A 23,564-nucleotide genomic window follows, 5' to 3' on the forward strand; every position below is an offset into this window, starting at 1 on the left:
TTTTCGCACTGGATCGCACCCCACCTGACGAAGGAGACGGCCCGTGGTCACCCAGACGAACGAAAGGCCCAAAGGAGCGGACGGCATACTCGGGGAGGCGACGTACGACGTCATCATCCTGGGTTCCGGTATCGCCGGATCGGTGACCGGAGCAATTCTCGCGAAGCACGGAGCGAGGGTTCTTCTCGTCGATGCCACCACCCATCCGCGTTTCGTGATCGGTGAGTCGATGACCCCGCAGCTCGTCGAATGGATCCATATTCTCGCCGAGCGCCACGACCTCCCCGAACTCAAGAGCCTGGCCAGTGTGCGGCAGAGCACCCGGGACATCGCGCCGACCTTCGGGACCAAGGCCCACTTCGGGTTCATGAAGCACGAGGTCGGAGAAGAGCCCGACCCGCGCGAGGCCACCCAGCTGGCGCTGCCCAAGATCTTCCACCAGAACAGCCACATGTTCCGGCAGGACAGCGACTCCTTCATGTTCCACGTCGCCGTGAAGTACGGTTGTGTGGCGAAGCAGAGCTGGCGGGCCAATGACGTCGACTTCGACGAGGACGGCGTCACAGTCACCGGCCGCAGCGGAGCCCCGGGCGCGGAGCCCGAGTCGTTCCGCGCGAAGTACGTGGTGGACGCCTCCGGGTTCCGCTCGCCGCTCGCCCAGAAGTTCGACCTGCGCGACCAGCCGGCCCGCTTCAAGCACCACTCCCGCTCCATGTTCACGCACTACGTGGGCGTGAAGCGGTTCGACGACGTCAGTGGTCACCCCAAGGAGCTGCGGCCGCCGGCCGACTGGCACACCGGGACGATGCACCACCTCATCGAGCGCGGCTGGTTCTGGATCATTCCGTTCGACAACCACAAGGACTCGCGCAACCCGCTGTGCAGCGTCGGCCTGACCATGGACGAGCGCACCTACCCCAAGCCCAAGGACCTCACCCCTGAGCAGGAGTTCGAGCTCTTCCTCGACAAGTACCCGGCGGTCAAGCGGCAGTTCGAGGGCGCGAGCAAGGTCCGGGAGTGGGTGTCGACGGACCGGCTCCAGTACTCCTCCAAGCAGACCATCGGCGACCGCTGGTGCCTGATGTCGCACGCCGCCGGCTTCCTGGACCCGCTGTTCTCCCGGGGACTGTCCAACACCCTTGAAGTGGTCGACGCCCTGACCTCCCGGCTGCTGGAGGCATTCAAGGACGGCGACTTCTCGGCCGAGCGCTTCGAGTACGTGGAGCGCCTGGAGCAGGGCCTGCTCCAGTACAACGACGAGATCGTCAACAGCTCCTTCATCGCCTTCTCGCACTTCCGCCTCTGGAACGCCGTCTTCCGCGTGTGGGGTTCGTTCATCACCCCGGGCACGATGCGTCTGACCCGGGCCCGCCTCAAGCATCTGCGGGACAAGGACCCGGTCCACTTCCGGCAGCTGGAGCGGAACGACTACCCCGGCCTGTGGTGGCCGCAGAGCGACAAGTTCAAGATCCTGCTCGAAAGCACCGCGGAAACCTGCGAGAAGTTCGAAGCAGGCGCCCTGAGCGGGGACGAGGCGGCCGACATCATCTTCAAGCTCCTCGACGAATCGCCCATCGTCAATCCCGTCTTTGGATGGAAGGACGAGAGCAAGCGATTCATCTACCCGTCGACCGCCACCATGGCCCGTTTCCTCTACTGGGCCTCGGTCCAGGCGCCCCCGGAAATGAACAGCGTCGGCCGGGAATTCCTGCTCGGCATCGTCAAGGCCGGGGCCAAGGTACGCAAGCTCCTTTAGGTACGCGCGCACGCTCCGAGACCGGCAGCCATCACGAAAGGGATTGCACATGTCCGCAGCGCGCTCACTGACTCGCAGCCAGGTGAAACAGCCGATAGCGCCGAAGGAATTCCGTCGCATCTGTGGCCTCTTTGCGACCGGGGTGACGGTCATCACCGCCGGAACCGAAGACCAGGCCGAAGGAACGACGGTGAATTCCTTCACGTCGGTCTCGCTCGACCCGCCGCTGGTCCTTTTCTGTCTGCACAAGGAATCGCGGATGCACGCAGTGATCGGCCGGCACGGCACTTTCGCCGTCAACTTCCTCTCGGGCAGCCAACAGGAACTGGCCCGCGCCTTCGCCGGCCGCCGCCCGAAGGGATTCCACGGCATCCCGCACCACTTCGCCCCGGACGGGCCGCCGGTCCTCACCGAGGCCCTGGCGTACCTGACCTGCTCCACGGTGGCCGTGCACCCCGGCGGGGACCACGACATCGTGGTCGGTGAGGTGCTGGAGCTGGCCGCGCCGGGGAGTGCCCAGGAACCGCTGATCTTCTTCGACGGGACCCTGGGCCCGCTGGAGTCGACGGACGGGCGCTTCGGCCAGGCCGGATCGAAGGGCCCGGCGGCGAGCCCGGCCCGGGCCGGCTGACATGCGCAAGGTGCTCATCGCCAACCGTGGCGAAATCGCTGTCCGCGTTGCTCGGGCGTGCCGGGACGCGGGGATCGCGAGCGTGGCAGTCTACGCCGATCCGGACCGGGACGCGTTGCATGTCCGGGCCGCCGACCAGGCGTTCGCTCTGGGCGGTGACACCCCGGCCGCCAGCTATCTGGACATGGCCAAGGTGCTCCAGGCCGCCGCGGACTCCGGCGCGGACGCGATCCACCCGGGGTACGGGTTCCTGTCGGAGAACGCCGAGTTCGCCCAGGCCGTCCTGGACACCGGGCTGACATGGATCGGCCCGCCCCCGCAGGCCATCCGTGACCTCGGCGACAAGATCGCCGCCCGCCACATCGCCCAGCGCGCCGGCGCCCCCCTCGTGGCCGGTACCCCCGACCCGGTTTCCGGCTCCGCGGAGGTCGTGGCGTTCGCCGAGCAGAACGGTCTCCCGATCGCGATCAAGGCGGCGTTCGGCGGTGGCGGGCGCGGGCTGAAGGTGGCCCGCACGCTGGGGGAGATCCCCGAGCTGTACGACTCCGCCGTGCGTGAGGCGGTCGCCGCGTTCGGGCGGGGCGAATGCTTCGTCGAGCGCTACCTCGACAAGCCGCGTCACGTGGAGACCCAGTGCCTGGCCGACCAGCACGGCAACGTGGTGGTCGTCTCGACCCGTGACTGTTCCCTCCAGCGCCGCCACCAGAAGCTCGTGGAGGAGGCCCCGGCCCCCTTCCTGACCCGGGCGCAGAACGAGGAGCTGTACGCGGCGTCCAAGGCAATCCTCAAGGAAGCCGGTTACGTCGGCGCCGGCACCGTCGAGTTCCTCGTCGGGGTCGACGGGACGATCTCGTTCCTGGAGGTCAACACCCGCCTCCAGGTCGAGCACCCCGTCACCGAAGAGGTCACCGGCATCGACCTCGTACGCGAGATGTTCCGCATCGCCGACGGCGAGGAACTCGGCTACGACGACCCCGCTGTACGCGGCCACTCCTTCGAGTTCCGCATCAACGGCGAAGACCCCGGCCGCGGCTTCCTTCCCGCCCCCGGCACCGTCACCACCTTTGCCCCGCCCACCGGGCCGGGTATCCGCCTCGACGCGGGCGTCGAATCCGGCAGCGTGATCGGCCAGGCCTGGGACTCCCTCCTCGCCAAGCTCATCGTCACCGGCGCCACCCGCGAACAGGCCCTCCAACGCGCCGCCCGCGCCCTCGCCGAGTTCACCGTCGAAGGCATGGCCACCGCCATCCCCTTCCACCGGGCCGTCGTCGCCGACCCCGCCTTCACCTCGGACCCCTTCACCGTCCACACCCGGTGGATCGAGACCGGGTTCGCCAACAGCATCGAGGCGTTCGTCCCTCCGGCCGAGGCGACCGGCACCGGCGCGGAATCCACCCGTGAACGGGTCATCGTCGAAGTCGGTGGGCAGCGCCTCGAAGTGGTCCTCCCGTCCTTCCTCGCCCTGGCCCGGACCGTCTCCGCACCGGCCGGCCCCGCCAGGTCCCAGCCGCGCGGCCGCGGAACGCGCACCACCGCGGCCGCCGGCGACACGCTCGCCTCCCCGATGCAGGGCACCGTCGTCAAGGTGGCGGTCGAGGAGGGCCAGGAGGTCAAGGAGGGCGACCTCGTCGTCGTCCTGGAGGCCATGAAGATGGAACAGCCCCTCAACGCCCACCGCTCCGGCACCGTCAAGGGGCTGCTCGCCGCCGGGTCCACCGTCAGCACGGGCGCCACCATCTGCGACATCAAGGACTGATCGCCCGTGGCTCCACTGACCTACACCGATGCTGTGAGCGGGGCCCTGGAGCGGCTGCGCGGAGTCGGGTTCGAGCACGGGCCCCGGTTCGTCAACCACGCGCCGATGGCGGCCGAGGCCTTGGCGTACATGGGGTACGCCGACGACGTACCACGCTGGGTCGACCACAACCTCCGTACGCACACGTACCACGATGTCCCCGAGGCCCGGTGGACGATCGACGCGGCGGATTCCGACGACTGGCGGCCCGCGCTCGGGGACTTCAGCCGGGTGGCTGACTGGACCGCCCTCTTCGAGCGTGAACTCGCCCTCGCGCCCTGGCCGGAGGTGCTGGCCCGGTGGTGGCCGAGGCTGCTTCCCGGGATGTCGGGCGTCCTCACCCACGGAGTCATCCGGACGGCACATGCGGTCCGGGCCATCTCCCGGGTGGGGGAGGCCGAGGGCGACCGGCTGCTCCGCAACGAGCTGGCTCAGGGCCTGGGTTACTGGGCCGCTCGATACGCGAGCCACGCGCACGGCATCCGGCCGGGCGACGAGGACCCGCGTACCGGCGACGGCGAAGGGGCGGCCGCCGCGCTCGACGACCTGGTAGCTGAGTACTCCGGCATCTACGCCTCCGTACCCCAGCGCCACCCGGTGCCGCTGATCCACTCCATCACCGGCCCGGCGGCGGTCCGTCTGGTCGTCGAGCACCTGCCGGCCGCCCAGCGCCACCCCTCGTACCTGGTCGCGCGGGACGTCAGCGCCTCGATGCTCGGCTGGTTCTCCGTACCTGCCGTGAAGGCACCCGTCGGTCGGAAAGGGGTGCCGGACCTTGCCGAGGTCTTCGCCACTGCCGCCGCCATCGGTGACGAGCATGCCATCAAGCTGGCCGAGGTGGCCGTACGCCACCAGGCACTCGCCCCCGACCCCCGCTACGCGGCGGCCGCCCACGCGGCGAACCAGGGGCTGGCCCGTTTCCGCAGGTGAACCGGCGGCCCCGTACCTCTTGCAGCGCACCACAGGACCCGTTCCCCGCCCCTCGGCGGGATTTCACGAGGAGGACCGATGGACGCACAGGTGATCGTCGCGGGCGCGGGACCCGCCGGCATGATGCTGGCCGGTGAACTGCGCCTCGCGGGCGCCGATGTCATCGTGCTGGAGAAGCTGGCGGCGCGCACCGGGGAATCCCGCGGTCTGGGCTTCACCGCCCGGACCATGGAGATCTTCGACCAGCGCGGCCTGCTCTCCCGCTTCGGGGACATCGAGGTCAGCAACGTGGGCCACTTCGGCGGCCTGCCCGTCGACTTCGGGGTCCTGAAGGGCGCGCACCAGGCGGCGAAGACCATCCCGCAGTCCGCCACCGAGACCGTGCTTGAGGAGTGGGCCACCCAGCTCGGCGCCGACATCCGGCGCAGCCATGAACTCCTCTCCGTCACGGACAAGGAGGACTGCGTCGAGGTCGAGGTGCGCGGCCCGGGGGGCGTTCACACCCTGCGCGCCGACTACCTGGTCGGCTGTGACGGCGGCCGCTCCACCGTGCGCAAGGCCGCCGGCTTCGAATTCCCCGGCACCGCGGCGACCTTGGAGATGTTTCTGGCCGACGTCAAGGGCATCACCCTCGCACCGCGCATGATCGGGGAGACCCTGGACGGGGGCATGGTGATGGTCGGCCCGCTGCCGGGTGGCTCGACCCGGCTGATCGTGTGCGAGCGGGGCACCCCGCCCCGGCGCCGCGAGGCCCCGCCGACCTGGCAGGAGGTCGCGAATGCCTGGCAGCGGCTCACCGGCGACGACATCTCGCACGCCGAGCCCGTCTGGGTGTCCTCCTTCGGCGACGCCACCCGGCACGCCACCGAGTACCGGCGCGGCCGCATCTTCCTCTCCGGGGACTCCGCCCACATCCATCTGCCCGCGGGCGGCCAGGGCATGAACACCAGCATCCAGGACTCCGTGAACCTCGGCTGGAAGCTGGCGGCGGTGGTCCGGGGCCGGGCCCCGGAGGCGCTGCTGGACACCTACCACGAGGAGCGCCACCCGGTCGGCAAGCGGCTGCTGATGAACACCCAGGCCCAGGGGCTGCTGTTCCTGACCGGCGCGGAGGTGCAGCCCCTGCGCGACGTCCTGCACGAACTGATCCGCTACCCCGAGGTCAGCAAGCACTTCGCGGCCATGGTCGGCGGCCTGGACATCCGTTACGAACTCGACGGCGGGGAACACCCGTTGCTCGGCCTGCGACTGCCGCACGTCCCCCTCGAAGGGGCCGGGCAGCCGGCGTCGAGCACCGAGGCCCTGCGTCCGGGCCGGGGGGTGCTGCTGGACCTTCAGGACAACGCCGAGCTGCGCCGCCGGGCCGCCCCCTGGGTGGACCGCGTCGATCTCGTCACCGCCACCGTGCCCGGTCCCACCGCCGGCTGCCTGGGGGACACCAGTGCCCTGCTGCTGCGCCCCGACGGCCATGTGGCGTGGGCCGCGCCGGGCAGCTTCGCCGATCTGCCGATGGCGCTGGACCGCTGGTTCGGCCCGGCGCGCTGAACTGTCCACGGCCCTCCCAGGCCGCCCGACACCCTACGGAGACCCCATGCACAGCACGTTGATCGTGGCCCGGATGAACCCCGGCTCCAGCCAGGAGGTCGCCCGGCTCTTCCGCGAGTTCGACGGCAGCGACATGCCGCATCTGATGGGCACCCGCCGCCGCCAGCTCTTCTCATACCGGAACCTCTACTTCCACCTCCAGGACTTCGACACCGACAACGGCGGTGAGCTGATCGAGGCGGCCAAGACCGACCCGCGCTTCCAGCGGATCAGCGACGACCTCAAGCCGTTCATCGAGGCGTACGACCCGGCGACCTGGCGGTCCCCTGCCGACGCCCTCGCCACCCGCTTCTACGACTGGGAGGGGCGCGAGTGAGCGCCAGACGCGTGGTCATCACGGGGGTCGGCGTCACCGCCCCCGACGGCATCGGAGCCAAGAGCTTCTGGAGCCTGCTGAGCGAGGGGCGCACCGCGACGCGCGGCATCACCTTCTTCGACCCCTCCGCGTTCCGCTCCCGGGTCGCGGCCGAGATCGACTTCGACCCGGAGGCGCACGGGCTGAGCCCGCAGGAGATCCGCCGGATGGACCGGGCCGCCCAACTGGCGGTCGTCACGACCCGGGAGGCGGTCGCCGACAGCGGCCTCGACCTGACCGCGCTGGACCCGTACCGCACCGGCGTCACCATCGGCAGCGCGGTCGGCGCGACGATGGGCCTGGACGAGGAGTACCGGGTGGTCAGCGACGGCGGCCGGCTCTCACACGTGGACCACACCTACGCGGTCCCGCACCTCTACAACTACCTGGTCCCCAGCTCGTTCGCCGCCGAGGTCGCCTGGGCGGTCGGGGCCGAGGGAGCCGCCACGGTCGTCTCGACCGGCTGCACCTCGGGCATCGACGCGGTGGGCCACGCGGTGGAGCTGATCCGTGAGGGCTCCGCCGACGTGATGGTGGCCGGGGCGACGGACGCGCCGATCTCCCCGATCACCCTGGCCTGCTTCGACGCCATCAAGGCGACGACGCCCCGCAACGACGACGCCGAGCACGCCTCCCGGCCGTTCGACGGGACCCGCAACGGGTTCGTGCTGGGGGAGGGGTCGGCGGTCTTCGTCCTGGAGGAGCTGGACAGCGCGCGGAAGCGCGGGGCGCACATCTACGCGGAGATCGCCGGGTACGCCTCGCGCTGCAACGCCTTCCACATGACGGGGCTGCGCGCGGACGGGGCGGAGATGGCCGAGGCGATCAACGTCGCGCTGCACGAGGCCCGGCTGAACGCCGAGTCCATCGACTACGTCAACGCGCACGGCTCCGGCACCAAGCAGAACGACCGCCACGAGACCGCCGCACTGAAGAAGAGCCTGGGCGACCACGCGTACCGCACGCCGGTCTCCTCCATCAAGTCGATGGTCGGGCACTCGCTGGGCGCGATCGGCTCGATCGAGATCGCCGCCTCCGTCCTCGCGATGGAGCAGAACGTGGTGCCTCCGACGGCCAACCTGCACACCCCGGACCCGGAGTGCGACCTCGACTACGTACCGCTGACGGCACGTGAGCAGCGTACCGACACGGTTCTGACCGTCGGCAGCGGCTTCGGCGGCTTCCAGAGCGCCATGGTGCTCGCCCGGCCGGAGAGGAGACTGCCATGAGTACGGGCGCCCCGCGCGCGGTGGTGACGGGACTCGGCATCACCGCCCCCAACGGCCTCGGCACCGAGGCCTATTGGGCCGCGGCCCGGGTCGGCAAGAGCGGCATCGGCCGGATCACCCGCTTCGACCCCTCGCAGTATCCGGCGCGGCTGGCGGGGGAGGTGCCGGGGTTCACCGCATCCGAGCATCTGCCCAGCCGGCTGATGGCCCAGACCGACCACATGACGCGCCTCGCTCTCGTCGCCACCGACTGGGCGCTCGCGGACGCCGGTGTCGAGCCGGCCGAACTGCCCGCCTACTCCATGGGTGTGGTCACCGCCAGCTCCTCCGGGGGCTTCGAGTTCGGCCAGGGCGAGCTGCAGAAGCTGTGGAGCGAAGGCAGCCAGTACGTCTCCGCCTACCAGTCCTTTGCCTGGTTCTACGCGGTCAACAGCGGCCAGATCTCGATCCGCAACGGCATGAAGGGCCCCAGCAGCGTCGTCGTCTCGGACCAGGCGGGCGGCCTCGACGCGCTGGCCCAGGCCCGTCGGCAGATCCGCAAGGGGACGCGGCTGGTCGTCTCCGGTTCGGTGGACGCTTCGATCTGCCCCTGGGGCTGGGTCGCCCAGCTCGCGGGCGGCCGGCTGGCTACCGGCGACGACCCCGGCACCGCGTACGTCCCCTTCGACGCGGCCGCCACCGGGCACGTCCCCGGAGAGGGCGGCGCCATCCTCGTCATGGAGGATGAGGCGGCGGCCGGGGAACGCGGCGCCCCGGTCTACGGACACATCGCCGGGTACGGCTCCACCTTCGACCCCGCCCCCGGCAGTAGCCGTCCGTCGGGGCTGCGTAAGGCCATCGAACTCGCCCTGGCCGATGCTGAGTTGGAGGCGGGTGACATCGACGTGGTGTTCGCCGACGCGGCGGCGGTCCCGGAGCTGGACCGGGCCGAGGCGGAGGCCCTGAACGCCGTCTTCGGGCCGCACAGGGTGCCCGTCACCGCCCCGAAGACGATGACCGGCCGCCTCTGCTCGGGCGCCGCACCCCTCGATATCGCGACCGCCTTCCTCGCCATGCGGGAAGGCCTCGTCCCGGCCACCGTCAACGTCGAGCCGGACCCCGGCTATGACCTGGACCTGGTCACCGGGCAGCCCCGGGCGCTCCCTGTCCGCAACGCCCTGGTGCTCGCCCGGGGTCACGGCGGCTTCAATTCGGCGGTCGTGGCAAGCGCGTTGTAGTTCCCCTCCCCGCAGCTGAGAGAAGGACGGAAGAACACATGGACACCCAGACATTCACCCTGGAGAACCTCAAGCGCATCCTGCGCGAGGGAGCCGGTGCCGACGAGAGCGTCGACTTCGACGGCGACATCCTCGACGCGGACTTCGAGGCGCTGGGCTACGAGTCCCTGGCGATCCTGGAGACGTGCGGCCGGATCGAGCGCGAGTACGGCATCACGCTCGACGACTCGGTGGTGAGCAACGTGCGGACGCCGCGCCGCATGGTCGAGGTCGTGAACGGGCACCTGGGTCAGACGGCCCCTGCCTGACCGTTGTCCGGCACGCACGGCACCCGCACCGGCCGTCGTACCGCGTCAGCCCCTCCCGTACCCCATCACATTCCTTCTCCTACCAAGGAGCAGTCATGCCCGGAAACGACCGACCCGTCGCCCTCATCTCCGGCGCCACCAGCGGAATCGGCCTGGCGGTGGCCCGGCTGCTGGCCACGCAGGGGCACCGCGTCTTCATCGGCGCCCGTGACGCCGAGAACGTCGCCGCCACCGTCAAGTCCCTGCGCGAGGAGGGACTGGAGGCCGACGGCACGGCCCTGGACGTGCGCTCCCCGGACTCTGTCGACACCTTCGTACAGACGGCGGTAAAACGTTTCGGCACGGTCGACGTCCTCGTCAACAACGCGGGCCGCAGCGGCGGCGGAGTCACCGCCGACCTCGACGACGAGCTGTGGAACGACGTCATGGAAACCAACCTCACCAGCGTCTTCCGCCTCACCCGCGCCGTACTGAACACGGGCGGCATGCGCCGCAAGGACCGTGGCCGGATCATCAACATCGCCTCCACCGCCGGGAAGCAGGGCGTGGTGCTCGGGGCTCCCTACTCCGCTTCCAAGCACGGCGTGGTCGGCTTCACCAAGGCGCTCGGCAACGAACTCGCCCCCACCGGCATCACCGTGAACGCGGTCTGCCCCGGGTACGTCGAGACGCCGATGGCGCAGCGCGTGCGGGCCGGCTACGCGGCCGCGTACGACACGTCCGAGGACGCGATCATGCAGAAGTTCACCGCGAAGATCCCCCTCGGCCGCTACTCCACCCCCGAGGAGGTGGCCGGCCTGGTGGGCTATCTCGCCTCCGACACGGCGGCCTCCATCACCGCGCAGGCACTCAACGTCTGCGGCGGCCTCGGCAACTTCTGAGCCGTGACCGCTTCCCGAGGAGACGACCCGAGGAGATGAAGAGCATGTCCGACTCCCGACCGCGCGAGGTGGAGCACGAGATCACGGTCTCGGCCCCGGCCGCGGAGGTGTACCGGCTGATCGCCGAGGTGGAGAACTGGCCGCGGATCTTCCCCCCGACCATCTACGTGGACCACATCGAGCGTTCCGACGACGAGGAGCTCATCCGCATCTGGGCCACGGCCAACGGCGAGGCCAAGAACTGGACGTCGCGCCGCTTCCTGGACCGCGAGGCGATGCGCATCACCTTCCGCCAGCAGGTCTCGACCCCGCCGGTCGCGACGATGGGCGGCACGTGGATCATCGAGCCGCTTTCGGCCACCGAGTCGCGGATCAGGCTCCAGCACGACTACACCGCCGTCGACGACGACCCGGCCGGGCTCGCCTGGATCGAGGAGGCCGTCGACCGAAACTCGCGCTCCGAGCTCGCCGCCCTGAAGACCAACGTCGAATTGGCGACGGCCTCGGAGGAGTTGACTTTCTCCTTCGAGGACACCGTCGAGATCGCCGGCGCGGCCAAGGACGTCTACGACTTCATCAACGAGGCCGGGCTCTGGTCGGAGCGGCTGCCGCACGTGGCGGTCGTCCGGCTCACCGAGGACAGCCCCGGCCTCCAGACCCTGGAGATGGACACTCGCGCCAAGGACGGCTCCGTGCACACGACGAAGTCGTACCGGGTCTGCCTGAACGGCGAGAAGATCGCGTACAAGCAGACCACCCTGCCCGCCTTGATGAACCTGCACACCGGTGTCTGGACCTTCCGGGAGACGGACACGGGTGTCGCCGCCACCTCCCAGCACACCGTGGTCATCCGGGCCGAGAACATCGAGAAGATCCTCGGGCCGGAGGCGGCCGTCGCGCAGGCGCGGGAGTACGTGAGGTCGGCGCTCAGCACCAACAGCCGCGCCACCCTCGGCCACGCCAAGGACTATGCCGAAGCACGGCGCTGATGCCGTGCGGGCCCACGTCACCACGGGCACGGATGTCGTCGTCGTGGGCGCGGGCCCCGTCGGGCTGATGCTCGCCGGGGAACTGCGGCTCGGCGGTGCGGACGTGATCGTGCTGGACCAACTCGACGCACCGACGACCGAGTCCCGCGCGTCCACGCTCCACGCCCGCACCATGGAGATCCTCGACCAGCGAGGGCTGTTGGACGAGATCGGAACCCCGCCGGACGAGCCCATGGGCCACTTCGGCGGCCATCCGTTGGACCTGCGGCTGCCCGGACCGTACCCGGGGCAGTGGAAGGTCCCGCAGACCCGCACCGAAGTGGTCCTCGGTGCCTGGGCCGTACGGCTCGGCGCCGAGGTGCGACGCGGCCACCGGGTCACCGGTCTGGAGCAGCACCCCGACCGGGCCGTGGTCGAGGCGGCGGGGCCCGGCGGTGTTCCGGTACGGATCACCGCCCCGTACGTCGTCGGGTGCGACGGCGAGGGATCCACCGTGCGCCGGCTCGCCGGCATCGAGTTCCCCGGGACCGACGCCCGGCGGGAGCTGATCCGCGCAGACATCGACGGCATCGACATCCGCGGCCGGCGCTTCGAACGGCTGCCGCACGGGCTGGCGATCGCGGCCCGCCGGGGCGACGGCGTCACCCGCGTGATGGTCCATGAGTTCGGCCGTACGCCACGCGCCGCCGAGGCGTCTTTCGCCGACATCGTGGACGCCTGGCGCAACGTCACCGGTGAGGACCTGTCGGCCGGAACACCCCTGTGGGTCAACGCGTTCGGCGATGTCTCCCGGCAGGCCGAATGCTACCGGCACGGGGGGGTGTTCCTCGCGGGGGACGCCGCCCACGCGCAGATGCCGATCGGCGGCCAGGCCCTCAACCTGGGCCTCCAGGATGCGGTCAACCTGGGCTGGAAGCTGGCCGCCGCCGCCCGGGGCCGGGCCCCGGCCCGCCTGCTGGACTCGTACCACGAGGAGCGGCACGAGGTGGGCCGCCAGGTCCTCTCCAACATCCGTGCGCAGGCCCGGCTGCTGCTCGGCGGACCGGAGGTCACGGGCCTGCGCCAGGTGATCGGCGAGCTGCTCCCGTACGACGGGGTGCGGGCCCGCCTGGCCGGAATGATCAGCGGTCTGGACATCCGCTACGGCGGGGCCCTTACGGACGCGGGGCGGCCGGGCAGCGGCCCGCACCGGCTGGCGGGGAGCAGACTGCCGCCGGTGTCACTGAGGCTCCGGGCGGCGCCGGGGGGCTCTGTGACGTACGGCGTCGAGGCGGACGGTTCGTCCGTGAGTACGGCCGTTCTGCTGCGGGGCGCCCGCGGAATGCTGCTGGTGACGGCGGATGAGGAGGAGCGGCGGGACCTGCTCACGGTGGCCGCCCGGCCGTGGAGCCGGAGCGTGGACGTCATGACGGCGTTCAGGCCGGCGGGAGGCGCTGCGGACGGTCTGGCCGGGGGGGCGCTGGACGGTGTGGATGCCGTCCTGGTCCGCCCGGACGGATACGTCGCCTGGGCCGGTACGTCGGCCGCGGGCCTCGAAGCCGCGCTCGCCACCTGGTTCGCGCGGGACACGCGGCTCGCGCAGAGCGTGCGGGCCACCCCGGCCACCCCGAAGACCACGGCCCCCGGCAGTCGCGGCGGGCCCACCGACCGACACTCATCGCCCACCGGCTCATACATCGGGTCACACATCGTCAGGAGAGAGAACATGGGCAAGCTCACCGGAAAGACGGCGCTGGTCACCGGCGCGAGCCGGGGCATGGGGCGGGCCACCGCCGAACGGCTGGCACGGGAAGGGGCGCTCGTCGCCGTCCACTACGCGACCGGCGCGGACGCCGCGGCCGAGGTCGTGGAGCGCATCGAGAGGGACGGCGGACGCGCCTTCGCCGTCCAGGCCGAGCTGGGGGCGCCCGGCGGCGTCCACGAACTCTTCCTCGGGCTCGAACAGGGGCTCAAGGAGCGCACCGGCTCCACGGAGCTGAACATCCTGGTCAACAACGCCGGGGTGATGGGCGGGGTCGCGGCCGAGGACACGACCCCGGAGCAGTTCGACCGTATCTTCGCAGTGAACGCGAAGGCGCCGTTCTTCATCGTCCAGCGGGCCCTCACCAACATTCCGGACGGCGGCCGGATCGTGAACATCTCCTCCGGCCTCACCCGGTTCGCCAACCCGGACGAGATCGCCTATGCGATGAGCAAGGGCGCCGTCGAGATGCTCGCCCTGCACTTCGCCAAGCTGCTCGGCCCGCGCAACATCACCATCAACTCCGTCGCGCCCGGCATCACCCGCAACAGCAACCCGGTCTTCGACATCCCGGAAGCTGTCACGGCCATGGCGGGCCTGTCCACCTTCAACCGGGTGGGCGAACCCGAGGACGTCGCCGACGTCATCGCCTTCCTCGTTTCCGACGACGCCCGCTGGGTCACCGGCTCGTTCGTCGACGCGAGCGGCGGCACCCTGCTCGGCTGACAGTGAGGATGTGGCGTGGTGACGCTGCTGGTGTGTCTGACCCCTCGGCTGAATGACGTCTCGACTGTCCTGTTCGGGATCTGTCGGCCCACCGGGCGTTACCAAGCACGCGGCCGGACGGGCGTTTGTGACTTTATAGCGCCTCTGTGTGCCAAGCGGCTTGAGCGAGGTGGGTTCGTTGGTCTCGTTTCATGATCCGGTGGACCACGTTGGACAGGCGTCGTTCGAGGGCCCTGCGGGCTTCGGACGGCGTCTTTCCCTCGCTGATCCTGCGGAGGTAGTAGTCCTGCCCGCGCCCGCCGTCGCGGATCTGGCAGACGGCGATGGTGTGCAGCACAGACGCGGCGCATGCAGGGCAAGTCCGACCCGATCGACGCCTACGCCGCGGCGACGGCCGTGTGGTCCGGGCGGGCCACCGGAACCCCGAAGAGCAGGGACGGCGTGGTCGAGGCGGTACGCGTCCTGCGGATCGCCCGCCGCGGCGCGGTCAAAGCCCGCGCGCAGGCGATGAACCAGATCCGTGGCCTGCTCGTCTCCGCGCCCGCGATGCTGCGCGAGCAGGTCGCCGGACTGCAGCGAGCAGAACTCATACGTACACTTTCCCGGCTGCGGCCCGGCGACGACCTGTCCTGTCCGCCGGCCGCGACCCGCGCAGCCCTGCGTTGTCCGGCCCACTGGCACCAGGCGATGGACGAGGAGATCGCCGAGCTGGATGCAGAGCTCGGCCCGCTCGTGCAGCAGGCCGCTCCCGCCCTGCTGGAGCTGTTCGGCGTCGGCCCCGAGACCCCCGGGCAACTGCTGGCCTCAGCCGGGGAAAACCCCGAACGCATGCGCTCCGAGGCCGCGTTCGCGCACCTGGCCGGAGTTGCCCCGATCGCGGCCTCCTCCGGCCGCACCCACCGCCACCGCCTCAACCGAAGCGGCGACCGGGCTGCGAACAACGCCCTGCACACCATCGTGCTGACTCGTATGCGCTTCGACGAACGCACCCGCGCCTACGTCGAGCGCCGCACCGAAGAAGGGCTCTCGAAGAAAGACATGGGGTGTCTCAAACGATTCGTCGCCCGCGAGGTCTACCGCGCCTTGACCAGCACACCAACGGAGCGAATCACCCGAACCGACCTTGCTCCTGCGGCTTGATAACCATAGGAGCATCCCCGCCGGACCCCGATGCGAAAGGCAGCGACCCGTCCCGGGCCGATCGCCCTCCCGACCCGACCCGCTGGAGCACCGGACCATGACCAGCTCCTTCGTACCGCCGCACACCGCACCCGCCCCGGCGCACGCCCCGTGGAGCCCCCGGATGTGGGGGCTGCTGGTCGTGCTCGCCGGCAACATGCTCATCGACGCGCTCGAAGTGTCCGTGGCGCTCGTGGCGCTGCCCGCGATCGGCACGGACCTCGGCGCGCCCCTCACCACGATGCAGTGGACGATCACCGGATTCGCCGTCGGCTTCGGCGGCCTGATGTTGTTCGGCGCCCGCGTCGTGGCGTTGCTGGGGCGGCGACGGGTCTATCTCGCCGCCCTCCTCGGCTTCGCCGCCGCCTCACTGATCGGCGCCCTCGCCGAGGACCCCTCGCTCCTCATCGCCACCCGGGTGGTGAAGGGCTTCTGCGCAGCGCTGACCGCACCCACCGGGCTCGCGATCATCGCGACCGCCTTCCCTGAAGGCCCGCCCCGGAACCGGGCCCTGTCCGTCTACACCCTCTTCGGCGCCGGAGGATTCACGACAGGTCTCCTGCTCTCCGGCTGGCTGACCGGCTTCAGCTGGCGGCTGACCTTCGCCTTCCCGGCCCCGGCGGTCCTGGTGCTGTTTGTCCTGGGGCTGCGGCTGATCCCGGGTGCGGAGGAGGACCGGGCGGAGCGGCCACCCAGCACGGCCCGCCGACGTTACGGCATCCCGAGCGCGGCCTCGTTCCTCGTCGGCCTGCTCGCGCTGGTCCAGGGCATCACCTCGGTGCCCGCCCACGGGTGGGCCGACGTCCGCTCCACCGGACCGCTGGCCCTGGCCGGAGTGCTGCTCACTCTCTTCGTCGCCCTCGAACGCGCCTCGGCGCAGCCGCTCGTGCGGTTCGAAGCGCTCAGGAGCGGCGCGATGGTCCGCTCGGCACTCGGCGCGGCCTGTCTGAACGGCTCGTATCTGGGGCTGCTGTTCATCCTCAGCCACCAGCTCCAGAGCCTGGCGGGCTGGTCGCCCCTGCGGGCCGCCGCCGCCTTCCTGCCGGCCGCGGCGCCCCTCGTCGTGACCGCGCTGTTCTCCGGACGGATCGTCGCCCGCTTCGGCGCACCGCGCCTGATCGCCGCCGGGGCGCTGCTCCCGTTCGCCGGGTACCTGCTGCTCCTGCGAACGCCCTGGCCACCGACGTACGCCACCGGGATCCTGCCCACGATGCTGCTGGTGGGGGCCGGCTTCGTGCTCGCCTTCGCCGCGCTGAACAGCCAGGCGACCTCGCAGCTGTCGCCCACCGAACGGGGTGCGGGCAGCGGCCTCTACCAGACCGCCGTACAGGTGGGCGCCGCGGTCTCGGTGGCCCTCGTGGCCGCGCTGCTCACCGGGTTCGCACCAGCGGCGGGGGCGGCCCCGGCCGAGATCGCCCAGGCCTGTCGGCCTGCGTTGACCCTGGTCGCCGCGGTCGGCGGCCTCGGCCTGTTCACCGCGCTCACCGGCCTGCGCTCCCGGCGTACGGGAACGCCCTGACCGTCCGAGGGCCGGGGCCCGCTGAGCGCACCGGACCACCGCCTCCGGACCCCGGCCCTCGGACCCCAGGGACAGCCATGGACACCGCGCACACTTCCGCCCCCGCCTACGCCCACCGACCGGCCGCACCCCACCGGCGCCCCTACCCCGGCCACGTGGACGTCTGGCTCGTACACCCACCTCTCCCCGGCCGTCCGGCTGCAGACCACGCCCAACAGCCCACCGGACTCAGCGCCGCCGAACTCCGGCGCGCGGCCTCCTTCACGCGTCCGTCCGACCGCGCCGCCTACGCGGCCGCGCACACGGTGCTGCGGCGGCTGCTGGGCGGTTACCTCGACCGGCCGCCCGCCGCTCTCGCCTTCGTACGGGAGCCCTGTCCCGGCTGCGCGGGGCCGCACGGCCGGCCCGCCGTGGTCCACGCCGGCGCGCCGCTGCACTTCTCCCTGGCGCACAGCCGGGGCCTGATCGCCGTCGCGGTCGCCCCGCGCGTCATCGGCGTCGACGTCGAACGGCTGCCGTCCCCGGAGACCGTCGAGGCGTGCGCCCGCGCACTGCACCCAGGGGAGCAGGCTGAACTGGAGGCCGCGCCGCCGAGCGAGCGCCGGGCGCACTTCGGCCGGTTGTGGACCCGCAAGGAGGCGTACCTCAAGGCCCTGGGCACCGGCCTGTCCCGCCACCCGCGCACCGACTATCTGGGGTCCGACCTTCGGCGCAGGCCCGCCCGTTGGGCGGTCCTCGACCTTCCCGCCGGGCCGGAGCACGCGGCGGCGATCGCGGTGCCCGGCGACCGTCCGGAGCACGTCACCGTCCGGTGGCTGTCCGAGGAATCCCTGTACAGCGACGGCCCCTCGGGCGCGAACCCCGGCAGCACGATCACCCGAAGCTCACGTTGAGGAGCGTGCACCCATGTCGACCGACGAGAAGACCACCGCACAGACCGCCCCCCAGCTCACGTCACAGGCCGCCACCCGGCTCACCGCGCGGGGCCACTGGACGGCCATGGAACGCCTGGAGGAGCTCGGCCTGATCAAGGAGGAGGTCCGCAAGGGGCCCGATCCGCTAGCCACCGAACGCCAGCACGCCAAGGGCAAGCTGACTGCCCGCGAACGGATCGACCTGCTGCTCGACGAGGAGACGTTCACCGAGGTCGAGCCGTTGCGCAGGCACCGGGCCACCGGCTTCGGCCTGGAGGACAAGCGCCCCTACACGGACGGGGTCATCACCGGTTGGGGAACGGTCCACGGGCGGACCGTCTTCCTGTACGCCCATGACTTCCGGATCTTCGGAGGGGCCCTGGGCGAGGCCCATGCGGCCAAGATCCACAAGATCATGGACATGGCCCTGGCCGCCGGTGCCCCGCTGGTCTCGCTCAACGACGGTGCGGGCGCCCGCATCCAGGAGGGGGTGTCGGCGCTCGCCGGGTACGGCGGCATCTTCCTCCGCAACACCAAGGCGTCCGGCGTGATCCCGCAGATCTCCGTCATGCTCGGCCCGTGCGCGGGCGGCGCCGCCTACTCGCCGGCGCTGACCGATTTCGTCTTCATGGTCCGCGGGATCTCCCAGATGTTCATCACCGGCCCGGACGTCGTGCGGTCCGTGACGGGCGAGGAAATCACCCAGAACGGGCTGGGCGGAGCCGATGTCCACGCGTCGACCTCCGGCGTGGCGCACTTCGCGTACGACGACGTGCGCGCCTGCATGGAGGACGTCCGCCACCTGCTGTCGCTGCTGCCGTCCAACAACCGGGACCTGCCCCCGGGCGCCCCGGCGACCGACCCGGAGGACCGGCCCACCGACCGGCTGCTGGAGCTGGTGCCCGACGATCCGCAGCGGGTCTACGACATCCGGACCGTGATCGAGGAGATCGTCGACGACGGCGACTACTTCGAGGTGCATCCAACCTGGGCCACCAACATCGTCTGCACCCTGTCCCGGATGGGCGGCGAGGTCGTGGGCATCGTCGCCAACCAGCCCGCCTCCTCCGCGGGTGTCCTCGACATCAACGCCTCAGAGAAGGCGGCACGGTTCGTCCAGTTCTGCGACGCCTTCAACATTCCCCTGGTCACGCTGATCGACGTACCGGGCTTCCTGCCGGGCGTGGACCAGGAGCACAACGGCATCATCCGGCGGGGCGCGAAGCTGCTCTACGCGTACTGCAACGCCACCGTCCCCCGTATCTCGCTGGTCCTGCGCAAGGCGTACGGCGGCGCGTACATCGTCATGGACTCCCGCTCCATCGGCACCGACCTCGCGCTCGCATGGCCCTCGAACGAGATCGCGGTCATGGGCGCCGAGGGCGCGGCCAACATCATCTTCCGCCGCGAGATCAACGACTCTGACGACCCGGAGGCGGTGCGGCAGCAGAAGATCAAGGAGTATCAGGTCGAGCTCATGCACCCCTACTACGCGGCCGAACGCGGGCTCGTGGACGACGTGATCGACCCGCGCCAGACCCGGCGGGTCATCATCAGGTCCCTGGCGATGCTGCGCCACAAACACGCCGACCTGCCGTCGCGCAAGCATGGCAACCCGCCGCTGTGAGCGCGCCCGGCGGGCAGACCGCCACCACCTTCCGGATCGTCAAGGGGCAGCCCACCTCAGCAGACCTCGCCGCCCTCACCGCGGTCCTCCTGAGCCGGCTCGCGGCAACCGAGCCGTACGGGGGCGACGGCGCCGGGCCCCCGCGCACGGCCGGCTGGCGGCGCCCCGAACGAGCGGCCCCGCACCGCGACCCGCGTGGCTGGCGCGCATCGGGAAGCGGCACGTCCTGAGCCGGGCCCGCGGCCCGCGGTCCAGCCGTCCTCGCCCCACCCACCCGTCCGTGTGAAAGGAGTTCCGATCCGATGCCCCAGCTGTCGTCCGTCGCCGTCGCAGCACCGCAGATCCGCGCGATCACCCTGCACGCCGACGGCCTCACCCTGTCCGCCCTGCTCGCCGAGCCGGTGGACGCGGTGCCCCGCGCCGTCCTCGTCGCCCTGCACGGAGGAGGCATGCGCGCCGGCTACTTCGACAACCGGGCCCGCCCCGGTCTCTCCCTCCTCGCCCTGGGAGCCCAGCTCGGCTACACCGTGCTCGCCGTCGACCGGCCCGGTTACGGACTCTCCGCCGCGCGGCTGCCCCGCGGCCTGGCTCTGGAGGACTCGGCGCCGGTCCTGCGCGCCGCGCTGGCCGACTTCTCGACGCGGTACGACACCGGGACCGGCCTGTTCCTCGTCGCCCACAGCTACGGGGGCAAGCTCGCCCTGTCGGCCGCCGACGCGTTCGGCGAGGCACTGATCGGCATGGACATCTCCGGGCTCGGCAACCGCGTCGCCGTCGCCCCGCACCAACTCCCGGGCCCCGACGGGCAGGGCGACTGGCGGAAGCACTGGGGAGCCCTGCGCCTCTACCCGCCGGACGCCTTCCGGCTGGGGCAGGCGCTGGTCTCCCCGGTCCCGGAGATCGAGGCGGCGCAGGGGCCGTTGTGGCCGGAGCTGTATCCGGAGCTGGCCGCACGGGTCCGGGTCCCCGTCCGCTTCACGTTCGCCGAGCAGGAGCAGTGGTGGCGGTACGACGAGGAGGCCGTGGCGGCCCTGACCCGGCCGCTCGCGTCGGCCCGGGTGCGCGTCGACCACCAGCCCGACGCGGGCCACAACATCAGCCTCGGCTGGGCGGCCCGCACGTACCACCTGCGGGTCTGCGGATTCCTGGAGGAGTGCCTCCTCGCACGCGACGCGGCGGTGCCGCAGCGTCGGCCTGTGGGGGCGGCCGTATGAACACGGGAGGCGCCATGCAGTACATCATGCTCGACCACGACTCCACGCTGGTGCGGTCGCCGCTGCCGCCGCGCCCGATCGTGCTCGCGCGCCCGGCGCAGACGGCCGGGCCCCGGCATCCGGTGCGCCCGTTACGGCCCGCCCTCCTGGCCGGTGAGGACCTGGACGCCCCCGACCAGCACATATTCCGCGGGACCGACTGAGATTGACTCTGTCGGGGCCCGGCACCGCCACCGAACGGAGCCCGCACGCCGTCCCCGCGGCGTGCTGACCCCGGCTCGACCCCCGAGGGAGCGCCCGTCATGGCAGAACAGACCGGCCGGATCGAACTCGACATCCGCGACGACCGCGCGAGCGGCAACCTCCTCGCGTACGAGAACGGCAAGGCCGCCGGAGTCATCGCGTACGTCGTGATGGACGGCGACCCCGCCGCGCTCGTCGCCGTGCACACCGTCGTCGAGCCCGGCCACGAGGGCAAGGGCATCGCGGGCGCCCTCGTCCAGGAGTTCTACGCCATGGCGGGCCGCGAGGGCGTCCCCGTCGTCCCGCTCTGCCCGTACGCCGCGAAGTGGGCGGAGCGTCACCCCGACCAGGCTCCCGAGGCGCCGGCCGAACTGGTGGAGCGGGCGAAGGCACAGCTCGCGTCCCACCCCGAGCTGTAGTAACCCACACGGGCGGGCTGCACCGAACCACTCGGCCGATGATCCGACCTGGTCCGCGGAGTTGTACGTTCGGCCGATGACACTCGCACTGCTGCACACCTCCCCGGTCCACGACCCGGTCTTCGACGCGCTCCGGGACACGGATCATCCCGGACTCGCCCTGCGCCATCTCGTGTCCGAGGACCTGCTCGCCCGGGCCAGGGACGAGGGCCCGGAAGCGGTGTCGGACGAGATCCGGGCGCTGCTCGCGGGCGCGGTCGCCGAGGGTGCGTCCGCCGTTCTCTGCACGTGTTCGACGATCGGCGGGGTCGCGGAGTCGGCCGGGGCGACGGCCGGAGCTCCCGTGCTGCGTGTCGACCGTCCCATGGCGGCCGCTGCCGCGGAACGGGATCGCGTGGTGGTCCTCGCGGCGCTGGGCGACACCCTGGCGCCGACCCTTCCCTGCTCGACGAGGAGGGAACAGTGCCTTCGCTCACGCCCCGTCCGGCCATTTCCGGGCCAATGCCGCGTGGCTCGCCGTGGCGGCGCCGGCGCGGAACATCAGGCAACTACGCCGACGGCAACACCGTTGCGTTAGGGCCGTGAGCGGCCATTGAGGCCGTGGGCGAAGAATGCAACGGTGGTGTGGACGGTGTAGTTCTGGGCCTTCTGGGGGTGCTGTCCGGCGTTCGGGCCGTACTTGCTGGTGGGGTTCTTGCGTGTGCGGGCCTTCACTCGTTGCCGTCGGTGGGCGGGCAGGAGGGCGTCCAGGGCGGCGTGGCCGATCGTGCCGACCAGGTCGATGAGGGTGTTGGGGAAGATTCCATGGCCGGCAGTGACGGTGTCGGTTGCGGCGGCCAGTAGGACGGTGAAACTGATCCGTTCCATGGGTACTTCCGGCCGTCCGGTCAGGGCGTCGTCGCCGGTGCGGATCAGAGCCTGGTAGGCGGTGAGCAGGGCGTAGACCTCCTGGTCGAGGCCATCGATACTGCGGGAGCGCAGGACGCGGCCGTCGAGCATCGTGGCCTTGATCGAAAAGTACGTAGTTTCCGCCTGCCACCTGCGGTGATAGAGATCAACGAGCTCGGCGGCCGGATAACGGACGGGGTCCAGCAGGTTGGTGATCAGCCGCCACCGCTCGGTGCGGACGGTGCCATCGGCCAAGGTGACGATGAGGGTCGCCTCGATCACGCGCACCGGCAGCAGTACCCGCAGGACGCCGTAGCCGGTGCGGGCGATGTAGGAGCCGTCGCCCAGGTGCTCGGCGGGGGTGGGGACGCGGCGGGCCCCGGAGCGCACCAGGAACCGGGCCCCGCTCTGATGGACGGCATCAAGGAACTCGCTGCCGTCGAAGGCCGCGTCGGCCAGCAGGAGCATCGTCTTGTCCAGGGCGGTCAGAAGCCGCTTGGCATAGGGGAGTTCGCCCTCGGGCTCCGGTCCGAAGGCGGCGGCTATGAGCGCGCGGGTGCCGCACTCGACCAGGGCCAGCAGCCGCAGGAGCGGATAGCCGAACTCCAGACCCTCCCCGGCCCGTTTGGGGTAGCGCCAGGTGAGCGTCTCGTCGTCGGGGGTGTGCAGCAGGGTCCCGTCGACGGCCACCGTGCGCAGGCCCCGGTAGAAGGACCCGGCCTGCCCGGGGCGGGCGACGGGCCCGGCAAGCGTCTCGAACAGACGCCGCAGAGGTGCGGCCCCCACCCTGCGCCTGGCCCGCGTCAGCGAGGAGACCGCAGGATGCACCAGGGCCAGCGGGGTCAGGGCGGCGGTCAGCTTGGACCACACCGTGCGGTACGAGCGGTGTTCGAACAGTGCGAGAGCGAGCACGAAGTACACCACCACCCGCGAAGGCAGCAGCCGCAGGCGCTTCTCGCGCCGGCCGGTCTCCTCCAGCACCGCGTCCACCAGCGCAAAGTCCACGACCTGGGTCAACTCTCCCAGATGACCCGGCGCGAACACACCCCGGGCTGTCTCGATCGTGGACGTGATGACAGACTTCTCCTGCAACGGGACCCCTGATCTTGACCGACTTTCTTCGCCGATCGTTGATCTATCAGGTGGTCCCGTTGCGCTGTTCAGCAGGGCTTGACGTACAGCTCAGGGGCCAAACGCAACGGTGTTGACGGTGACGGGCATACCGGATCACGGAGCTGCTAGGGCTCCGTCAGGTGCGCCTGTACGACGCTCGGGCGTCCTGCTTCACGTACCTGGCCAACAAGGGCGTGCCGGACCACCTGTTGGCTCGGTGGGCGGGACATACGAACGTCAAGACCACGAAGAACTGGTACGTCAAGCCGGGTGTGGGGGATCTTC

The 23,564-nt window shown here is 71.0% G+C and carries 20 protein-coding genes and 2 pseudogenes; 21 read left to right on the forward strand and 1 reads right to left on the reverse strand.

Features of this window, described 5'->3' with window-relative positions; all coding sequences use genetic code 11:
* Positions 1-43: 43 nt before the first annotated feature.
* From OG306_RS32220 to OG306_RS32320, 21 genes and pseudogenes are all read left to right on the forward strand, one after another.
* The gene (locus tag OG306_RS32220) at positions 44-1,756 is read left to right on the forward strand and encodes an NAD(P)/FAD-dependent oxidoreductase (RefSeq protein WP_266749696.1); all 1,713 of its coding nucleotides are present in this window, start codon (positions 44-46) and stop codon (positions 1,754-1,756) included.
* 49 nt (positions 1,757-1,805) lie between these two features.
* On the forward strand, positions 1,806-2,387 hold the full coding sequence (locus OG306_RS32225; RefSeq protein ID WP_371665940.1) for a flavin reductase family protein: 582 nt from the start codon (positions 1,806-1,808) through the stop codon (positions 2,385-2,387).
* A gap of 1 nt (position 2,388) precedes the next feature.
* Positions 2,389-4,143 (forward strand): acetyl/propionyl/methylcrotonyl-CoA carboxylase subunit alpha, encoded by a 1,755-nt coding sequence (locus OG306_RS32230; RefSeq protein WP_371665941.1) that lies wholly within the window; start codon positions 2,389-2,391, stop codon positions 4,141-4,143.
* Positions 4,144-4,149: 6 nt separating this feature from the next.
* Positions 4,150-5,112, forward strand: coding sequence for a questin oxidase family protein (locus OG306_RS32235; RefSeq protein WP_266749699.1), 963 nt, complete (start codon positions 4,150-4,152; stop codon positions 5,110-5,112).
* Positions 5,113-5,190: 78 nt separating this feature from the next.
* Positions 5,191-6,657: an FAD-dependent monooxygenase gene (locus OG306_RS32240; protein ID WP_266904958.1), complete on the forward strand. Its 1,467-nt coding sequence runs from the start codon at positions 5,191-5,193 to the stop codon at positions 6,655-6,657.
* 46 nt (positions 6,658-6,703) lie between these two features.
* Complete coding sequence (locus tag OG306_RS32245; protein WP_266749702.1) at positions 6,704-7,033, forward strand: TcmI family type II polyketide cyclase; 330 nt, start codon at positions 6,704-6,706, stop codon at positions 7,031-7,033.
* Positions 7,030-8,301, forward strand: a complete 1,272-nt coding sequence (locus tag OG306_RS32250; RefSeq protein ID WP_266749704.1) for a beta-ketoacyl-[acyl-carrier-protein] synthase family protein — start codon at positions 7,030-7,032, stop codon at positions 8,299-8,301. The genes OG306_RS32245 and OG306_RS32250 overlap by 4 nt, the downstream gene beginning before the upstream one ends.
* A complete protein-coding gene (locus OG306_RS32255) occupies positions 8,298-9,518 on the forward strand; it encodes a ketosynthase chain-length factor (protein ID WP_266904957.1) in 1,221 nt (406 codons plus the stop codon). The genes OG306_RS32250 and OG306_RS32255 overlap by 4 nt, the downstream gene beginning before the upstream one ends.
* A 38-nt stretch (positions 9,519-9,556) precedes the next feature.
* Positions 9,557-9,826 (forward strand): acyl carrier protein, encoded by a 270-nt coding sequence (locus tag OG306_RS32260; protein WP_266749707.1) that lies wholly within the window; start codon positions 9,557-9,559, stop codon positions 9,824-9,826.
* 95 nt (positions 9,827-9,921) lie between these two features.
* On the forward strand, positions 9,922-10,707 hold the full coding sequence (fabG, locus tag OG306_RS32265; RefSeq protein ID WP_266749708.1) for a 3-oxoacyl-ACP reductase FabG: 786 nt from the start codon (positions 9,922-9,924) through the stop codon (positions 10,705-10,707).
* A 44-nt stretch (positions 10,708-10,751) separates the two neighbouring features.
* Positions 10,752-11,696 (forward strand): aromatase/cyclase, encoded by a 945-nt coding sequence (locus OG306_RS32270; RefSeq protein ID WP_266749710.1) that lies wholly within the window; start codon positions 10,752-10,754, stop codon positions 11,694-11,696.
* Positions 11,677-14,163 (forward strand): SDR family oxidoreductase, encoded by a 2,487-nt coding sequence (locus tag OG306_RS32275; RefSeq protein WP_371665942.1) that lies wholly within the window; start codon positions 11,677-11,679, stop codon positions 14,161-14,163. The genes OG306_RS32270 and OG306_RS32275 overlap by 20 nt, the downstream gene beginning before the upstream one ends.
* 336 nt (positions 14,164-14,499) lie before the next feature.
* A pseudogene (locus tag OG306_RS32280) lies at positions 14,500-15,303 on the forward strand (transposase); the annotation flags it as partial.
* Positions 15,304-15,400: 97 nt separating this feature from the next.
* Positions 15,401-16,861, forward strand: coding sequence for an MFS transporter (locus OG306_RS32285; protein ID WP_266749715.1), 1,461 nt, complete (start codon positions 15,401-15,403; stop codon positions 16,859-16,861).
* A 77-nt stretch (positions 16,862-16,938) separates the two neighbouring features.
* Positions 16,939-17,754 carry a 4'-phosphopantetheinyl transferase family protein gene (locus OG306_RS32290; protein ID WP_266749717.1) on the forward strand — a complete coding sequence of 272 codons (816 nt, stop codon included), beginning with the start codon at positions 16,939-16,941 and terminating at the stop codon, positions 17,752-17,754.
* A gap of 13 nt (positions 17,755-17,767) precedes the next feature.
* Positions 17,768-19,402 (forward strand): acyl-CoA carboxylase subunit beta, encoded by a 1,635-nt coding sequence (locus tag OG306_RS32295; protein WP_371665943.1) that lies wholly within the window; start codon positions 17,768-17,770, stop codon positions 19,400-19,402.
* On the forward strand, positions 19,399-19,632 hold the full coding sequence (locus tag OG306_RS32300) for an acyl-CoA carboxylase subunit epsilon (RefSeq protein ID WP_266749719.1): 234 nt from the start codon (positions 19,399-19,401) through the stop codon (positions 19,630-19,632). The genes OG306_RS32295 and OG306_RS32300 overlap by 4 nt, the downstream gene beginning before the upstream one ends.
* A gap of 72 nt (positions 19,633-19,704) precedes the next feature.
* Positions 19,705-20,616, forward strand: a complete 912-nt coding sequence (locus OG306_RS32305) for an alpha/beta hydrolase (protein ID WP_371665944.1) — start codon at positions 19,705-19,707, stop codon at positions 20,614-20,616.
* On the forward strand, positions 20,613-20,819 hold the full coding sequence (locus OG306_RS32310) for a hypothetical protein (protein WP_266749721.1): 207 nt from the start codon (positions 20,613-20,615) through the stop codon (positions 20,817-20,819). Before OG306_RS32305 ends, OG306_RS32310 begins: the two co-directional genes overlap by 4 nt.
* Positions 20,820-20,918: 99 nt before the next feature.
* Positions 20,919-21,278, forward strand: a complete 360-nt coding sequence (locus OG306_RS32315; RefSeq protein WP_266750718.1) for a GNAT family N-acetyltransferase — start codon at positions 20,919-20,921, stop codon at positions 21,276-21,278.
* Between the two features lie 76 nt (positions 21,279-21,354).
* Positions 21,355-21,714: pseudogene (locus OG306_RS32320) on the forward strand (arylsulfatase); the annotation flags it as partial.
* Positions 21,715-21,851: 137 nt separating this feature from the next.
* Here the strand turns inward: OG306_RS32320 and OG306_RS32325 are convergent.
* Positions 21,852-23,258 (reverse strand): IS4 family transposase, encoded by a 1,407-nt coding sequence (locus OG306_RS32325; protein WP_266749724.1) that lies wholly within the window; start codon positions 23,256-23,258, stop codon positions 21,852-21,854.
* Positions 23,259-23,564: the final 306 nt, after the last annotated feature.

The sequence above is a fragment of the Streptomyces sp. NBC_01241 genome (assembly GCF_041435435.1).
Classification (GTDB): domain Bacteria; phylum Actinomycetota; class Actinomycetes; order Streptomycetales; family Streptomycetaceae; genus Streptomyces.

Excerpts from the sequence above, each read along its gene's own strand:
- OG306_RS32315 (WP_266750718.1), top strand. The coding sequence starts at position 20,919 with ATGGCAGAACAGACCGGCCGGATCGAACTCGACATCCGCGACGACCGC.
- OG306_RS32305 (WP_371665944.1), top strand. The coding sequence starts at position 19,705 with ATGCCCCAGCTGTCGTCCGTCGCCGTCGCAGCACCGCAGATCCGCGCG.
- OG306_RS32255 (WP_266904957.1), top strand. The coding sequence starts at position 8,298 with ATGAGTACGGGCGCCCCGCGCGCGGTGGTGACGGGACTCGGCATCACC.
- OG306_RS32295 (WP_371665943.1), top strand. The coding sequence starts at position 17,768 with ATGTCGACCGACGAGAAGACCACCGCACAGACCGCCCCCCAGCTCACG.
- OG306_RS32270 (WP_266749710.1), top strand. The coding sequence starts at position 10,752 with ATGTCCGACTCCCGACCGCGCGAGGTGGAGCACGAGATCACGGTCTCG.
- OG306_RS32240 (WP_266904958.1), top strand. The coding sequence starts at position 5,191 with ATGGACGCACAGGTGATCGTCGCGGGCGCGGGACCCGCCGGCATGATG.
- OG306_RS32275 (WP_371665942.1), top strand. The coding sequence starts at position 11,677 with ATGCCGAAGCACGGCGCTGATGCCGTGCGGGCCCACGTCACCACGGGC.
- OG306_RS32225 (WP_371665940.1), top strand. The coding sequence starts at position 1,806 with ATGTCCGCAGCGCGCTCACTGACTCGCAGCCAGGTGAAACAGCCGATA.
- fabG (WP_266749708.1), top strand. The coding sequence starts at position 9,922 with ATGCCCGGAAACGACCGACCCGTCGCCCTCATCTCCGGCGCCACCAGC.
- OG306_RS32245 (WP_266749702.1), top strand. The coding sequence starts at position 6,704 with ATGCACAGCACGTTGATCGTGGCCCGGATGAACCCCGGCTCCAGCCAG.
- OG306_RS32290 (WP_266749717.1), top strand. The coding sequence starts at position 16,939 with ATGGACACCGCGCACACTTCCGCCCCCGCCTACGCCCACCGACCGGCC.
- OG306_RS32310 (WP_266749721.1), top strand. The coding sequence starts at position 20,613 with ATGAACACGGGAGGCGCCATGCAGTACATCATGCTCGACCACGACTCC.
- OG306_RS32260 (WP_266749707.1), top strand. The coding sequence starts at position 9,557 with ATGGACACCCAGACATTCACCCTGGAGAACCTCAAGCGCATCCTGCGC.
- OG306_RS32285 (WP_266749715.1), top strand. The coding sequence starts at position 15,401 with ATGACCAGCTCCTTCGTACCGCCGCACACCGCACCCGCCCCGGCGCAC.
- OG306_RS32230 (WP_371665941.1), top strand. The coding sequence starts at position 2,389 with ATGCGCAAGGTGCTCATCGCCAACCGTGGCGAAATCGCTGTCCGCGTT.